The 14,982-nt window shown below is 69.4% G+C and carries 12 protein-coding genes; 6 read left to right on the plus strand and 6 right to left on the minus strand.

The annotated features are described in order from the left end of the window. The first annotated feature begins 54 nt into the window (after window positions 1–54). Window positions 55–1,305 (plus strand): aminotransferase class III-fold pyridoxal phosphate-dependent enzyme, encoded by a 1,251-nt coding sequence (locus Q9R39_RS07170; RefSeq protein ID WP_311277253.1) that lies wholly within the window; start codon window positions 55–57, stop codon window positions 1,303–1,305. A gap of 166 nt (window positions 1,306–1,471) precedes the next feature. Here the strand turns inward: Q9R39_RS07170 and Q9R39_RS07175 are convergent, their stop codons facing one another. Further along, window positions 1,472–2,005 (minus strand): alkyl hydroperoxide reductase, encoded by a 534-nt coding sequence (locus Q9R39_RS07175; RefSeq protein ID WP_058250203.1) that lies wholly within the window; start codon window positions 2,003–2,005, stop codon window positions 1,472–1,474. Window positions 2,006–2,016: 11 nt separating this feature from the next. Beyond that, the gene (locus Q9R39_RS07180) at window positions 2,017–2,604 is read right to left on the minus strand and encodes a peroxiredoxin (protein WP_058250204.1); all 588 of its coding nucleotides are present in this window, start codon (window positions 2,602–2,604) and stop codon (window positions 2,017–2,019) included. Between the two features lie 125 nt (window positions 2,605–2,729). Here Q9R39_RS07180 and Q9R39_RS07185 point away from each other — a divergent pair, with 125 nt between their 5' ends. After that, complete coding sequence (locus tag Q9R39_RS07185; protein WP_311277254.1) at window positions 2,730–3,662, plus strand: hydrogen peroxide-inducible genes activator; 933 nt, start codon at window positions 2,730–2,732, stop codon at window positions 3,660–3,662. Here Q9R39_RS07185 and Q9R39_RS07190 read toward each other — a convergent pair. Then, window positions 3,659–5,782 carry an RNA helicase gene (locus Q9R39_RS07190; protein ID WP_176455902.1) on the minus strand — a complete coding sequence of 708 codons (2,124 nt, stop codon included), beginning with the start codon at window positions 5,780–5,782 and terminating at the stop codon, window positions 3,659–3,661. The two genes, Q9R39_RS07185 and Q9R39_RS07190, sit on opposite strands and share 4 nt — an antisense overlap. A 17-nt stretch (window positions 5,783–5,799) precedes the next feature. Beyond that, entirely contained in the window at window positions 5,800–6,771 is a 972-nt protein-coding gene (locus tag Q9R39_RS07195; protein ID WP_058250207.1) for a proteasome assembly chaperone family protein, read from the minus strand. Between the two features lie 202 nt (window positions 6,772–6,973). Between Q9R39_RS07195 and Q9R39_RS07200 the strand changes: the two genes are divergently transcribed. Beyond that, window positions 6,974–7,681: a hypothetical protein gene (locus Q9R39_RS07200; RefSeq protein ID WP_311277255.1), complete on the plus strand. Its 708-nt coding sequence runs from the start codon at window positions 6,974–6,976 to the stop codon at window positions 7,679–7,681. A 91-nt stretch (window positions 7,682–7,772) separates the two neighbouring features. Next, window positions 7,773–8,897: a DUF4192 domain-containing protein gene (locus tag Q9R39_RS07205; RefSeq protein WP_058250208.1), complete on the plus strand. Its 1,125-nt coding sequence runs from the start codon at window positions 7,773–7,775 to the stop codon at window positions 8,895–8,897. 35 nt (window positions 8,898–8,932) lie between these two features. On the opposite strand, the gene Q9R39_RS07210 is transcribed toward Q9R39_RS07205, so the two are convergent. Then, window positions 8,933–9,628, minus strand: coding sequence for a metal-dependent transcriptional regulator (locus Q9R39_RS07210; RefSeq protein WP_065628906.1), 696 nt, complete (start codon window positions 9,626–9,628; stop codon window positions 8,933–8,935). A gap of 185 nt (window positions 9,629–9,813) precedes the next feature. On the opposite strand from Q9R39_RS07210, the gene Q9R39_RS07215 reads away from it, so the two are divergent. After that, complete coding sequence (locus Q9R39_RS07215) at window positions 9,814–11,058, plus strand: acetoin utilization protein AcuC (protein ID WP_205333977.1); 1,245 nt, start codon at window positions 9,814–9,816, stop codon at window positions 11,056–11,058. Between the two features lie 46 nt (window positions 11,059–11,104). Beyond that, complete coding sequence (locus Q9R39_RS07220; RefSeq protein WP_240199188.1) at window positions 11,105–13,894, plus strand: bifunctional GNAT family N-acetyltransferase/acetate--CoA ligase family protein; 2,790 nt, start codon at window positions 11,105–11,107, stop codon at window positions 13,892–13,894. A gap of 44 nt (window positions 13,895–13,938) precedes the next feature. On the opposite strand, the gene Q9R39_RS07225 is transcribed toward Q9R39_RS07220, so the two are convergent. Next, the gene (locus tag Q9R39_RS07225) at window positions 13,939–14,877 is read right to left on the minus strand and encodes a sigma-70 family RNA polymerase sigma factor (protein ID WP_171011532.1); all 939 of its coding nucleotides are present in this window, start codon (window positions 14,875–14,877) and stop codon (window positions 13,939–13,941) included. Window positions 14,878–14,982: the final 105 nt, after the last annotated feature.

Genomic DNA, 14,982 nt, shown 5'->3' on the forward strand with positions numbered 1-14,982 from the left:
AGGCCGGTTCACCCCAGTGGCCGCGTGGGCCGCGTGGACCGGCATCATGGGGCCATGGCTGATGGTTCGAGCACTGGTACTGGATCGTTATGGCACGGTTTCGCCGACATGGGTGCGGTGACCGCGAGCGGGCCGTTCGTCGTGACCAGGGGAGAGGGTGCGCGGATCTTCGACCGCGACGGCAACTCCTACCTGGATGCGACCGCCGGACTGTGGTTCACCAACGTCGGGCACGGCCGGACCGAGATCGCCGATGCCGTCGCGCGCCAGCTCGGCACCCTCGCGCACTACTCCAACTTCGGTGACTTCGCGAGCGACGTCACCCTGCGGCTCGCCGAGGAGCTCGGCGCCATCGCGCCGGTACCCGGATCGAAGATCTTCTTCACCTCCGGCGGCAGCGACTCCATCGACACTGCGGTCAAACTCGCCCGCCGCTACTGGGTGGAACAGGGACGCGAGTCCAAGCGGGTCGTCGTCAGCCGCACCAAGGCCTATCACGGGATGCATGCCGCGGGTACTTCGCTGGCGGGCATCCCGCTCAACCACGACGGCTACGGCGAACTCATGCACGACGTCCAGAACGTCGACTGGGACGACGCGAAGAGCCTGCTCGGTCTCATCGAGCGCGTGGGCGCCGACAACATCGCCGCGTTCTTCTGCGAGCCCATCATCGGGGCCGGCGGCATCTATCTCCCGCCGGAGGGCTACCTCGCCGAGGTGCGGGGCATCTGCCGCGACCACGACATCCTCTTCGTCGTCGACGAGGTCGTCACCGGCTTCGGCCGCATCGGCGGCGAATCCTGGTTCGCCTCCGCACGATTCGGCCTCGAACCGGACATGATCACCACCGCCAAGGGGCTCACCTCGGGGTATGTCCCGATGGGCGCGGTGTTCATCGCACCGCGGATCGCCGAGCCGTTCTTCGCCGGTGGCGTCTGGTGGCGGCACGGGTACACCTACGGCGGCCACGCGGGCGCGGCGGCGGCGGCCCTCGCGAACCTCGAGATCATCCGGCGAGAGAACCTGCTCGCCGAGGCGACACGGCTCGAGGGCGACCTCGCCGCCGCGCTGTCGCCGCTCGCCGACCTCGACACGGTCGCCGAGGTCCGGACCGGACTCGGCGCGGTCACCGCGGTACAGCTGGCCGACCCCGCGACGGCCCCGGCGACGGTGGTCAAGCTGCGCGAACACGGGGTGAGCACCCGGGCCGCAGGTCAAGGGGCGCTGCAGATCTCGCCCGCGTTCGTGATGACGACCGCCGAGGTCGGCGAACTCGCCGACCGGATGCGCGCGGCGCTGAGCTGACCCTGGGGCGCCCGTTCGTGCTGCTCCCTGAGGAGCGCCTGGAGCTTGCGGAGGGCGCGTCTCGTTCTGCTCCCTGAGGAGCGCATGGAGCTTGCGGAGGGCGCGTCACGAAGGGGCCCGGCTGCGTAGCGCAGCCGGGCCCCGTCGTCGTCTCACATGCGACGGATCAGGCGTTGGCGAGCACCTCGGTGGTCGCGATCGCCTGGGCGACACCGCTGACGATCGACGCGACCTTGAGCGCCTCGAGGATCGCCTCACGGTCGACGCCGGCCTCGCGCAGGGTGTTCTCGTGCGCGGCGACGCAATGACCGCAGCCATTGATCGAGGACACCGCGAACGACCACAGCTCGAAAACGGCCTTGTCGACGCCGGGGTTGCCGATGATGTTCATTCGCAGGCCCGGACGCAGGTCGTCGTACTTGCCGTCGAGGAAGCCGCGACCCCGGTAGAACACGTTGTTCATCCCCATGATCGACGCGGCGCCGAGCGCGGCGTTGTAGGCCTCGGCGGACAGCGTGTCGGCGGCCTCGTCGGCGATCTCGCTGAGCACCTTGGCGTTTCGCGTGGCGGCAGCGGTCGACAGCAGGGTTCCCCAGAGCTGCTCCTCGGTCAGCGCGGTGGTGCGGCTGATCGAACCGAGGTTGAGCTTGAGGTCTTTGGCGTACTCGGGAAGTGCTTCCTTCAGGTTGTCGATGCTCATCTGTTCTCCTCTCAGACGCCGGCCGTCATGAGCTCGCCGGCGTCGATCGTCGGGTCACCCTTCTTCCAGTTGCAGGCGCACAGTTCGTCGGACTGCAGTGCGTCGAGGACGCGCAGGACCTCGTCGACGTTGCGGCCCACGGAGCCCGCGGTGACCGACACGAACTGGATCTCGTTGTTCGGGTCGATGATGAAGGTGGCGCGGTCGGCGACGCCGTCGGCATTGAGAACGCCTGCGGCGGTGGCGAGTTCGCGCTTGAGGTCGCTCAGCATCGGGAACGGGAGGGTCTTGAGGTCCTCGTGCTGTGCGCGCCACTGGAAGTGGACGAACTCGTTGTCCACCGAGGCGCCGAGCACCTGGGTGTCGCGGTCGGCGAACTCGTCGTTCAGCTTGCCGAACGCGGCGATCTCGGTCGGGCACACGAAGGTGAAGTCCTTCGGCCAGAAGAACACGACGCGCCACTGACCGGGGTGATCGTCGGACGACACGGTGGTGAAGTAGTCGTCGGGCTGCTGGGCATTGACCTTGCTGAGGTCGCCACCGATGACGGCGGTGAGGTTGTAGGCAGGGAACTGGTCACCGATGGTGAGCAGGGCCATGTGTCGCTCCTTCAGCTGGTGAATGTACGGAATCTGCGCGCGAATGAGTTTCGCGACGTACGGGTACCATCGTGCCGGATTCCGGTCGAAAACGAAACGTGATGACTAGCACTACACTGATAAGCATGTCCGATAGAACTTATCAGCCGACCGTGGCCGGGTTGCGTGCCTTCGTCGCACTCGCGCATCGACGCCACTTCGGCACTGCGGCAGCCGATCTCGGTGTCAGTCAGCCATCGCTGTCGCAGGCGTTGTCGGCGTTGGAGTCCGGTCTCGGTGTGACCCTCGTCGAACGCACCACGCGGCGTGTCCTGTTGACCGCCGAGGGTGACGAACTCCTCCCGCGAGCGATCGCGGTGACCGAGGCCATGGACGAGTTCACCTCGGCGGCCGCCGGAACGGGCCGACCGCTCAGCGGGCCGCTGCGGCTGGGGGTCATCCCCACGGTGGCGCCCTACGTCCTGCCGACGCTGCTGCGCGGACTCGGGCAACGGCTCCCGGACCTCGTACCCCGGGTGGTGGAGGAACAGACCGCCCGCCTCATCGAACAACTGCGCACCGGCACGCTCGACGTCGCGCTGCTCGCTCTCCCCGTCGACATGCCCGGCATCGTCGAAGTTCCCATCTATCGTGAGGATTTCGTTCTCGCACTCCCGTCCGGTCACGCGCTGGCCGGACGCCGCCGCGTCGATCCCACCGCGCTCGCCGACCTGCCGCTCCTCCTCCTCGACGAGGGGCACTGTCTGCGCGATCAGGCGCTCGAGGTGTGCCGGCTCGCGGGCGTGCGGCCCGATCTGGGTCAGACCCGGGCCGCCTCGCTGACCACCGCGGTGCACTGCGTCGTCGGCGGACTCGGCGTGACGCTCATCCCGCAGACGGCGGTGGCCTCCGAGACGGCGTCGGGTGATCTGGCCACCGCGACCTTCGCGGCCCCGCGGCCGGGGCGGCGGATCGGCCTGGTCTTCCGGGCGTCCGCGCGCCACGACGAGGCCTACCGCGAACTGGGCTCTCTCATCGGCGATCTCGTCGGCGCGACCGGTGCCGTGTCCGCGCTCTAGACCGTGCCGCCGGCCATCTCGGCCGCGGCCGCCTGTGCGGCGAGAGCCTCCCACTCGTCGACGAGACTCGAGTCGACCTCACGGACCATGGTGCCCAGCTCCTCGACGATCCGCTCGATCTCGGGGGTCACGACGCTCGTCGGAACGCCCTGCCGGAGAACGCGATAGCAGTCCGACAGATAGCGCAGCAGCACGCCCTCGCTGCGCGCCAGCCCGTACGCGGAGATCAGCTCGGTGAAGGTCATGGCCTTCTCCAGCATCTCGCGGAGCACCGACTTCGGCGCCGGCGGGAACGACGACACCCACGGGTGCCCGCGACGATAGATGTCGAACGCGGCGTAGATCTCCTCGGCCAGCGGCTGCGGCCAGGTGATCTCCTCCAGGCGCGACATCCGCTCCTCGTACTCGATGCCGTCGGCCTTCATCTCCGCGATCGCGGCGTCGCGCGCGACCTTGCGCTGGGCCAGCAGCAGGGGTCGCGGGTTCTCCAGGGTCGATTCGAGGATGGAGACCACATCGAGTGCGTGAGTGGACGACTCGGGGTCGAGGATCTCGAACGTCGCCAGCGCGAAGGCGGACAGCGGGTTGGTCAACGCGAAGTTCTCCGGCATGTCCACGCTCAGGGCGATGTGCCGGCCGGTGTCGTCGGGTTCGGCGAGTTGCACGACGATGCCCGCGTCCCGGAGCCCCCGGTAGAGCTCGATCGTGTGCTTGATGGTGCGCAGCTGGCGGTCGCGCGGTTCGTGATTGTCCTCGAGAAGGTGGCGGACCGCGGCGAAACAGTCGCCCGGTCGGCCGAGTACCTCGAGGAGCATGGCCGTCGTCATCTGGAAGTGGCTGCGCAGGGGCTCGTCGGGCGCATCGACGAGCTGGAGGAAGGTCTTCTCCCCCCACGAGACGAAACCCTCGGGTGGCTTCTTGCGCACCAGCTTTCGGAGCTTCTTGGGATCGTCGCCGGCCTTGGCCACCGCACGGGCGTTCTCCACGTCGTGGTCGGGAGCCTGCGCGACGACATAGCCGATCGTGTCGAAACCGGCCCGCCCGGCCCGGCCGGCGATCTGATGGAACTCGCGTGCCCGCAGCCGCCGGACCCGCCGTCCGTCGTATTTGCTCAGGGCCGCGAACAGGACCGTGCGGATCGGCACGTTGATGCCGACGCCGAGGGTGTCGGTGCCGGCGATCACCTTCAGCAGCCCTTGCTGCGCAAGACGTTCGACCAGACGGCGGTAACGGGGGAGCATCCCGGCGTGGTGGACGCCGATACCGGCGCGCAGCAGTTTGGACAGTGTGTTGCCGAAGCCGGTGGAGAACCGGAAGTCACCGATCGCCTCGGCGATCGCCGCCTTCTCCGCTTTGTCGCAGATCCGGACGCTGAGCAGCGCCTGCGCGCGGTCCACCGCGGCGGCCTGGGTGAAGTGCACCACGTAGATGGGCGCCCGTCCCCGGTCGACGAGCTCCTCGATCGTCTCGTGGATCGGGGTCATCGCGTAGGCGTGGTCCAGGGGGACCGGACGCTCGGCGCCGGTGATCTCGACCGTCTCGCGTCCGGTGCGCCGGGTCAGGTCGTCGACGAAGAACGACACGTCGCCGAGCGTCGCCGACATCAGCAGGAACTGCGTCGACGGCAATTCGATGAGCGGGACCTGCCAGGCCCAGCCGCGGTCGGGTTCGCCGTAGTAGTGGAACTCGTCGGCGACGAGGGTGCCGATGTCGCTCGCACCGCCGGCGGCGAGGGCGAGGTTGGCGACGATCTCGGCGGTCGCACACACGATGGGCGCGTCGGCGTTGACCGCGGCGTCGCCGGTCAGCAGTCCGACCTGGTCGGCGCCGAACATGGCGCACAGCTCGAAGAACTTCTCGCTGACGAGCGCCTTGATGGGTGCGGTGTAGAACGCACGCTCGCCGCGGCAGCGCGCGAAGTACAGCGCGCCCGCCGCGACGAGTGATTTGCCCGAGCCGGTCGGCGTCGCCAGGATCACGTGGCTGCCGGCGAGGAGCTCGAGAAGCGACTCCTCCTGATGCGGGTAGAGGTCGAGGCCGCGTCCCGTCCACCACTCGGTGTACCGCTCGAGTGCGGTGTCCTCGTCGTCGGTGGGGACCAGGACGTGCGGCGCGGGTATCGGTGCGGTGTCCGGGATCAGATCGGTGATCGCGGACCCTCGTCCCCGGGGTCGGCCTCACCGTCGCCGGTCTGCTCGGCCAGGAACCGTTCGAGTTCGGCGCCGAGTTCGTCACCGCTGGGCAGCGATTCCTCGGCGGCGAGCAGCGACGAGCGTTCCTGCGCGGCCTGGGTGAACGTGTCGTACTGGGTCTCCAGCGCAGCCACCACGGACTCGATCTCCGAGTTGCCCTCGACCTCGTTGTCCACCTGTGCGCGTACCTTCTCGGCGGCGCTGTCGAGAGCGGCGAGGGGGAGGTCGAGACCGGCGAGCTCGGCGACCGCCGCCAGCAGGCGTGCGGACGCCGCCGGGTAGTTGGTCTGCGCGAGATAGTGCGGGACATGTACCGACAGGCCCGACGCCCGGTAGTCGTGTTCGCCCATCCGCAACTCGAGGAGCATCGACGCGCTGGCGGGCAGCTTCATCGCCGATCCCCACCGGGGCAGGTCACCGAGGGCGTCGGGATCACTGCCGTGCGCCGTGATCGACGGCGGTCGGGTGTGCGGCACGGCCATCGGGATCGCGTTGAGGCCGATGACATCGGTGACGCCGAGTCCGTCGCTCAGGCGTCGGACCGCGTCGACGAACTGCTCCCACCGGAGGTCGGGTTCGGAACCGGCGAGCAGGAGGAAACCCTTGCCCGAGTTGTCGCGGATCGCGTGCAGCGCCAGCGTCGGCATCTCGACGTCGGTGAAGGTCTCGCCGCTGAACGAGATGGTCGGCCGGCGTGACCGGTAATCCATCAGCTCGTCGGAGGAGAAGGTCGCGACCAACTCGGACTCGAGGCTGTCGCGGAGGTGCGTCGCGGCCAGCGCGACCGCGTGCCCGGCGTCGGCGAAGCCCTCGAGCGCGTGGATCAGTACCGGACCCGTGCCGTCGGGCCGGGTCACCTGCGGAGCGGGAAAGGCGAGTTCATACAGCGCGTCGTTGCGCGCGGGCTGCTCGTCCACGTCGTCCCTCCTTCTGCTGGCAGCTGTCCCGGAAGAGACAGCTGAACGTCCATTGTCTCGCACCGCACCCGGCGGTGGCCACTCGCCTCGGTGCAACCACCTCGACACACCGGTGATTCCCCCAGTTGGTGTTCCTGTTTGTTGTTCCCCAGGGGTGTGTCCTCGACACCTGGCGAAGGCGCCGGTGGCACAGTAGACCGTTGTGATCGAGCCGCATGCGCCCCGACTGCGCCTGTCCCTGTCCGGCCGCCTCGTTCCCGGCGCGGTGGCCGGTCTCGTCGCCGCGGCGCTCCTGCTGTCCGCCTGCTCGGTCGGCGGTCAGCCGGAGCCGTCGAGTCCGGACCTGTCCGCGCGATCGGTCGAGGCCGCGGACTTCCCGGACGGCGCCGCGAGTCCCATCCCGACGTCGGCGGTCGCGAACGCGCTGGCCGACGTGACCGGGGCGCCGATGCCCGGACAGACGGGCACCGAGGTGTCGCCGCCGGAGTGTGCACCCGCGTCCGTCTCCGCGGACGGAGCGGTCGCGTTCCTGGGTCCCGGCCCGGGGGAGCGGGCCACCCTCACCTCGGTCGTGGCCGGTGTCGAGACGCCGCTCGGCGACGTGGTCGAGTCGGCCGAGCGCTGCCCTGAGACCACCACGACCACGTTCGGGGCGTCTTCGACGATCACCACCGAGGTGCTGCCCCCACCGCCGGCGCCGGACGGGGTCGACACCGCGACGATCCGCCGCACGATCGTGACCGGCGGCGGTGTCCCGTCCACCACGAGCGCTCTCACGCTGCTCGGCGAGCGGGACGGCGTCCGGGTGTACACCGAATACCGTTGGCCCGCAGCAGGTCCCGTACCTCCCGAAGCGTCCGCCGCGCTCGACACGCTGTTCGGAAAGGCGCTCGCGGCCGCGTTCGGCTGACCAGTACCGCCCTGTGGATGACCTTCCCCGGTTGTCCACAGCGTGTGTCGACCGCCGTTCGAGCGGCTTCGCTGCGGGTGACGCTGTCGCCATGCAGATCCTCGAACCACCACCGCACGGCCCCCACGACCCGACGACGCTGCTCACCTCGATCCCCGCTCGACTGGGGTTCGTCCCCGAGCGGTCGATCATCGCGATCGCCATCGCCGGCGACCGCACGGTGAACGCGACCATGCGGCACGACCTCGCCCTCGAACCCGACGGCAGCCCCACGCGCGAACTGGTCGTCGTCCTCGCCGGACTCGGGGAGATCACGTCCACCTACGGCATCGAGGAGATCGTGGTCGTGATCGCCGATGACCGCTACCCGGCGGACGACCGTCGCTATCGGCGGATCCTCGCGATGAGCGACCGGTACTTCGCCGATGTCGGTGGTGTCGCCGCCGGCTTCGTGATGCCGGGCTTCGATGCCGGCGTGCACTGGTCGACCATCTGGTGTCCGGAGGACCGGGCCTGGTCGGTCGACGTGTCCGCGGGGTCGGCCGGACAACTCGACGATCCGCACACGAGTCCGACCGCGGTCGCGGAGGCGGTGCGCTCGGGGCGACGGATTCTTGCCCGGCGCTCGGAGATGCGGACGATGCTCGAACCGCTCGACGGCGAATGCGGTCCGGGACGTCCGCTGCCGGACTGTCGGGCGTGCCGCGGCATCGATCTGGATCAGAGCGATCTCGATTTGTTCGAACCCGAGGAAGAGGACGTCGAGGCCTCGACACGGGCACTCGACCTGGTCATCAGCGCGATGATCGAAGCGGAACAACCCCTGGATTGTGGCGAACTGGACCGACTGGAACGGGCGATCCTGCGCCCCGACGTCCGCGACGCCGCGCTCGCCCTGGCCGTCACCGAACTCCGGGGAGCCGCCGAACACCTCTGGCGAGAACTCACCCGCCGTCTGACCGGACGCGGAAGGTCCACCGCCGCAACACTTCTCGCACACCTGCACTACATCGGCGGGGACGGCGCCTACACCGGTGTCGCCCTCGACGTCGCGCTTGCGGGCACGGACACCGACCACCTGGCCACGCTGCTCGACACCGCCCTGCGGGCAGGTGTCCGCCCGGCCAGGCTGTGGGGCACCATCGAGAAGTCCTACGACGCCGCGAAACGCCTCGGCGTCGTCATTCCGGCGGCGACACTGCGTACCGCCGGGTGACCACTGCAGACCTTGCTGTGTCAGACCTTGCTGTGTCAGACCTTCTCGACGACCTTCTCGACGAACAGCGAGTGCGCCATGTCGGACGAGAGTTCGAGGCCGTCGTGACCGGGTGTGTCGATCGTGATCGTGCCGGCCGTGTTCGACACCGTCACACGGGCGTTGGGAACCACGCCCGCCTCGCGCAGCGCGCCGATCAGTTCGGTGTCGGACTGGGCGTGTTCGGACAGGCGACGCACGATGACCGGCACCGTCTCGCCCGGCGGGAGGTCGGCGAGGCGGGTGGCGCCGTCGTCGGAGCTCGGCACCTCCACGCCCAGCAACTCCAGTCCCGGGATGGGGTTTCCGTAGGGCGAGGTCGTCGGGTATTCGAGGACCGCGAGCAGGCGGCGTTCGACGTTCTCGCTCATCACGTGCTCCCAGCGGCAGGCCTCCTCGTGGACCTGATCCCAGGGCATTCCGATGACGTCGACCAGGAGGCGCTCGGCGAGGCGATGCTTGCGCATCACCGCGACGGCGAGCGTGCGTCCGCGGTCGGTCAGTTCGAGGTGCCGGTCCCCGGCGACCCGGAGGAGACCGTCGCGCTCCATGCGGGCAACGGTCTGCGACACGGTGGGACCGGACTGGTCCAGACGCTCGGCGATCCGCGCCCGCAGCGGCACGATGCCCTCTTCTTCGAGATCGTAGATCGTTCGCAAGTACATCTCGGTGGTGTCAACCAGGTCGTTCACTGTGCGCAATCCCTTTCGTCCCCGCCAAGATTACCCTCTTCGGGAGTGGTGACCGCGATCTCACCGCGACCGGGGAGTCCCGGGGCGGCGGTACGTGGCGCGCACTCGTGTCCGACGCGACATCCGTGGCCGCTGCGCGATGTGTACCACTAGCCTGAGGTCGTGATCAACACTACGAGCGCCCGATGACGACGGCCGTCATCTGGAGCGAGGACTTCCTGTCCTACCGATGGGCCCACACGCACCCGATGAACCCGGTCCGACTCGCCCTCACGATGACCCTCGCGCAGAGCCTCGGAGTCCTCGACGACGTCGAGACGATCCCGCCGCAGGCCATCGACGACGACGCCCTGACCGTCGTCCACAGCCGCGACTACATCGACGCGGTCCGTGCGGTCGGTTCGGGGACGGCGTCGCTGTCGGGGCCGTTGCTCGAGCGGTTGTTCGGCCTCGGCGACGCCGACAACCCGGTCTTCACCGGGATGCACGAGGCCGCGCGCCTGCTCGTCGGCGGCACGCTGGCCGCGGCGCAGACGGTCGTCTCCGGGGCGGCGACGAGAGCGGTCAACATCGGCGGCGGCATGCATCATGCGATGCGCTCGCGCGCCGCCGGATTCTGCATCTACAACGACTGCGCCATCGCGATCAGATATCTGCTCGACCACGGTTTCGACCGCATCGCCTACATCGACGTCGACGCCCACCACGGCGACGGCGTCCAGGTCGAGTTCTCCGCCGACCCGCGGGTGATGACGGTCTCGCTGCACCAGCACCCGGCGACCCTGTGGCCCGGCACCGGATGGCCGACCGAGGTCGGGGACGGCGACGCGGCGGGAAGCGCGGTCAACCTGGCCCTCATGCCCAACACCGAGGACCGGTTGTGGCTACGCGCCTTCCACGCCGTGGTGCCGTCGCTGATCGCCGAGTTCCGGCCGCAGATCATCGTCAGCCAGTGCGGTGCCGACAGCCACCGCGCCGATCCGCTGACCGACCTCTCGCTGACCGTCGACGGACAGCGGGCGGCGATGATCGCCATGCGCGACCTCGCCGACAAGTACTGCGAGGGCCGCTGGATCGCGGTCGGCGGCGGTGGCTACGGCGTCGTCAACGTGGTGCCGCGCAGCTGGACGCATCTGCTGGGCGTCGCCCTCGGTCGCGAGGTCGATGTATCGTCGGTTATTGACGAATCCTGGTGTGCCACAGCCGAACAGATCTCCGAGCAGGTGCACTCCGACTATGCCGCCCCGCCCGTTCGGGTCATGGGCGACGGGGGCATCGTCGACTACCAGCCGTGGGCCGGCGACGCCGGCCAGGAACCACCCGACGGTGTCGCGGCCAACGCCCAACGCCAGACCGACCGCGCGATCCTCGCCACCCGACGCGCGGTCTACCCGCTCCACGGTCTCGACCCGGAGGACCCCCGTGACTGACGACACCTCGACCGCCGACGCCACCGCGCCCGCAGGCGCTCCCGCCATGGCCGATCAGCCGGAACCGCGTAGCCCGTGGGACTATCCGCGGCACTGGATCGCCGATGTGCTGGCCTCCGATGGCGGCGTCGTGCACCTGCGACCGATCGTGCCCGACGACGCCGACCGCATCGTGGCCTTCCACTCCAAGCTCTCCGAGCGCACCCGGTACATGCGGTACTTCGGTCCGACCCCGACCCTGCCGCCGCGCGAGGTGGCCCGGATGACGACCGTCGACCACCAGCAGCGTGTCGCGATCGTCGCCGAACTCGGGGGCGAGATCATCGCGGTCGGCATCTACGAGGGTCTCGGCTTCGACGGCAAACCCGAATCGGCCGAGGTGGCGTTCGTCGTCGCCGATGAACACCAGGGCCGCGGCCTCGGACCCATCCTGCTCGAACACCTGGCCGGTGCGGCGGCGGAGAACGGGTTCACCCGTTTCGAGGCCGAGGTCCTCAGCGAGAACCCGAACATGGTCGCGGTGTTCCGCGACGCGGGGTATCAACTCGCACGGAGCTTCGACGGCTCGACCGTGCACGTCGAGTTCCTCATCGACCCCACCGAGGCGCTGCTGTCGGTGCGCAACGCCCGTGAACGCGCGTCGGAGGCCCGCAGCGTCGCCAATCTGCTGCGACCCGCCTCGGTCGCGGTGATCGGGGCCTCGACCGACCCGAACAAGGTCGGAAACGCCCTGTTGGCCAACATCATCGCCGGGGGATTCACCGGGCCGGTGTTCCCGGTCAACGGCCCCGCCCGGGTCGAGGAGGAGCCCGAGCCGGGACGGCCCGGTGTCGGCCGCGAACCGACGCCGGCGCGTCGTCGCACCCGGGAACGACCGCCGTCGGTGCGGGGGATCCGGGCCTACGAGACCGTCCGCGACATCCCCGACCCCGTCGACCTCGCGGTGGTCGCGGTGCCGGCCGCGCGCGTCGACGACGTGCTCGACGACTGCCTGGTCAAGGGTGTGCGCACGCTCGTCGTGGTGTCGTCGGGCTTCGGCGAGTCCGGCGAGGAGGAGGGCCTCGAGAACGAGCGCCGCCTGGTCGCCCAGGTCCGCGAGCACGGGATGCGACTGGTCGGGCCGAACGCGCTGGGCGTTGCGAACAACGACCCGGCGGTCGCGCTCAACGCGACCCTGGCGCCGCGCATCCCGGCCGCCGGCCGGGTCGGGTTCTTCTGTCAGTCGGGCGCCCTGGGCATCGCGATCCTCGACACCGCGGCCCGTCGCCAGATCGGCCTGTCGACGTTCGCCTCGGCCGGCAACCGCGCGGACGTGTCCGGCAACGACCTCCTGCAGTACTGGGACACCGACGCCACCACCGACGTCATCCTGCTCTACCTGGAGAGCTTCGGTAACCCGCGCAAGTTCTCCCGGATCTCGCGGCGGGTCTCACGCTCGAAGCCGATCATCGCGGTCAAATCCGGCCGGGGTGCGATGACGCCGGTCCGGGCGGCGCGCTCGGCGGCCACCCTCGACGACCAGATCGCCCGCATGATGCTCGAACAGGCCGGCGTCATCCAGGTGGACACGATCCCCGAGTTGTTCGACTGCGCGGCCGTGTTCGCCTATCAGCCGCTGCCGCGCGGCCCGCGCGTCCGCATCATCGGCAATTCGTCGGTGCTGGGCAGCCTGGCGGCGGACACCGCGCGCAACGGCGGCCTCGAGGTCGTCGACACCGTCGATCTCGGTGCCGGCGCCTCGGAGGAGGAGTTCGAGTCGACGGTCTCGGCGGCCATGGCCGACCCGGGCGTGGACGGGATCATCGTCGTGTTCGTGCCGCCGGTCGCGGTCGGCGCCGACTGGCACGCCCGGGCGCTCATGGCGGCGGCCAACACCCCCGACGCCGACGCCGACAAGCCGATCGTCACGACCTTCCTAGCCGTCGACGGCATCCCGCCGGGGTTGACTCGGCCCGGCCCGAACGGCATGCCGACCAAGGGGTCGATTCCGTCGTACGGCTCGCCCGAGCGCGCGGCCGCGTCACTGGCGAGGGCGTGGCAGTACGCCCGGTGGCGCCTGCGGCCGGAATCGGTGGTCCACCGTCCCGACGGCACCGATCCCGAGGCCGCACGGATGTTCGTGCGCGAGGCGATGGTCGGCGACGGTGCGACCGGTCGTCCAGCCGAACGGTTGCTGGGGCATGTGGAGTCGGCGAAGCTGTTGCGCTGGTACGGGATCGACGTGGTCCCGTTCCGCGAGGTGACCACGATGCACGAGGCATCCGCGGCGGCCCGTGAACTCGGGCTGCCGGTGGCGGTGAAGGCGACGTCGGACAAGTGGCGCGGTCGTCTCGATCGCGAGGGCGCGCGCCTGGACCTACCCGACGCGACGACGGTGGTGACGGCGTTCGCCGAACTGACCGAACTCACCGGCGACCGCGTGCTGCACGTGCAGAAGATGGCGCCGAAGGGCGTCGGCACGGTCATCCGGGTGCGCGACGATCCGTCGTTCGGTTCGGTGATGTCGTTCGGTCTGTCCGGGCGGACCTTCGATCTGCTGGGCGATCACGGTTACCGCGCCGTCCCGCTGTCCGAACTCGATGCACGGGAACTGATCGAGGAGCCGCGTTCGGCACCGCTGCTGTCGGGATACCGCGGGGAGGAGCCTGCCGACAAGGAGGCGCTCGCCGATCTGCTGCTGCGCATCTCGACGCTCACCGACGACATCCCGGAGGTCCGCGAGGTGGTCTGCGATCCGATCCTGGCCTCGGTCGACGGCGCGGCCGTTCTCAATGCCCGCATACGCGTGGGCCCGGTGCCCGACAGGCGGGACACCGGACCCAGGCGACTCGGGTGACCGAGTGGACTCAGTGAAGGAGGCGGCGGAGCGTGCGGGGACGCTCAGCTGGCGTAGGCGCGCAGGCGCTCGGCACGGTCGCCGTGGCGGAGCTTGCCCATGACCTCGCGCTCGATCTGACGCACGCGCTCGCGCGACAACCCGAACATGCGGCCGATCTGATCCAGGGTGCGCGGCTGGCCGTCGTCGAGGCCGTAGCGCATCCGGATGACCTGCTGCTCGCGCTCGTCCAGCGTCGCCAGGACGGCGCGGATGTCGGAGTGCAACAGGCCGGCGATGACGGCGTTCTCGGCGGAGGTGGCCTCGGCGTCCTCGATGAAATCGCCCAGGGGAGCTTCCTCGTCGCTGCCCACCGGCATGTCGAGGCTCACCGGATCGCGGCTGTGGTCGAGCAGGTCGGCGATCTTCTCCGCGGGGATGCCCGATTCGTTGGCCAGCTCGTCGTCGGTCGCTTCGCGGCCGAGCTGCTGGTGCAGCTCGCGCTTGATGCGGGCCAGTTTGTTGACCTGCTCCACGAGATGGACGGGGAGCCGGATCGTGCGGCTCTGGTCCGCCATTCCGCGGGTGATCGCCTGACGAATCCACCAGGTGGCGTAGGTCGAGAACTTGAAGCCCTTGGCGTAGTCGAACTTTTCCATCGCCCGGATCAGACCGAGGTTGCCCTCCTGGATCAGGTCGAGGAGAGGCATGCCGCGGCCGGTGTAGCGCTTGGCCAGCGACACGACCAGGCGGAGGTTCGCCTCGAGCAGGTGGGCCCGGGCGGCCTCGCCTTCACGGACGATGACCGCGAGGTCACGCTTCTTGGCCGCGGACAGCCGCTTCTTGTTGGCCAGAACGTGTTTGGCGTAGAGCCCGGCCTCGATCTGCTTGGCGAGTTCGACCTCCTGCTCCGCGTTGAGAAGTGCGGTGCGACCGATTCCGTTCAGATAGACACGGACCAGATCCGCTGCTGGAGACTGGGCGTCGAGATCCTGTTCGGTCATCGCCGGCCGGGTACCCGGAGGGGTGACTTCGGCGAAACCTTTGGTCGGGGTCGAACGTGCAACTGTCGAGCGTGACATGCGGCCTCCTGACTTGAGTGCGTTCAC

Origin of the sequence: Gordonia sp. AC31 (assembly GCF_031844505.1) — a bacterium.
Classification (GTDB): domain Bacteria; phylum Actinomycetota; class Actinomycetes; order Mycobacteriales; family Mycobacteriaceae; genus Gordonia; species Gordonia hongkongensis.

Coding starts and splice junctions, on each gene's coding strand:
- Q9R39_RS07170 (WP_311277253.1), top strand. CDS start 55: ATGGCTGATGGTTCGAGCACTGGTACTGGATCGTTATGGCACGGTTTC.
- Q9R39_RS07175 (WP_058250203.1), bottom strand. CDS start 2,005: ATGAGCATCGACAACCTGAAGGAAGCACTTCCCGAGTACGCCAAAGAC.
- Q9R39_RS07180 (WP_058250204.1), bottom strand. CDS start 2,604: ATGGCCCTGCTCACCATCGGTGACCAGTTCCCTGCCTACAACCTCACC.
- Q9R39_RS07185 (WP_311277254.1), top strand. CDS start 2,730: ATGTCCGATAGAACTTATCAGCCGACCGTGGCCGGGTTGCGTGCCTTC.
- Q9R39_RS07205 (WP_058250208.1), top strand. CDS start 7,773: ATGCAGATCCTCGAACCACCACCGCACGGCCCCCACGACCCGACGACG.
- Q9R39_RS07215 (WP_205333977.1), top strand. CDS start 9,814: ATGACGACGGCCGTCATCTGGAGCGAGGACTTCCTGTCCTACCGATGG.
- Q9R39_RS07220 (WP_240199188.1), top strand. CDS start 11,105: ATGGCCGATCAGCCGGAACCGCGTAGCCCGTGGGACTATCCGCGGCAC.
- Q9R39_RS07225 (WP_171011532.1), bottom strand. CDS start 14,877: ATGACCGAACAGGATCTCGACGCCCAGTCTCCAGCAGCGGATCTGGTC.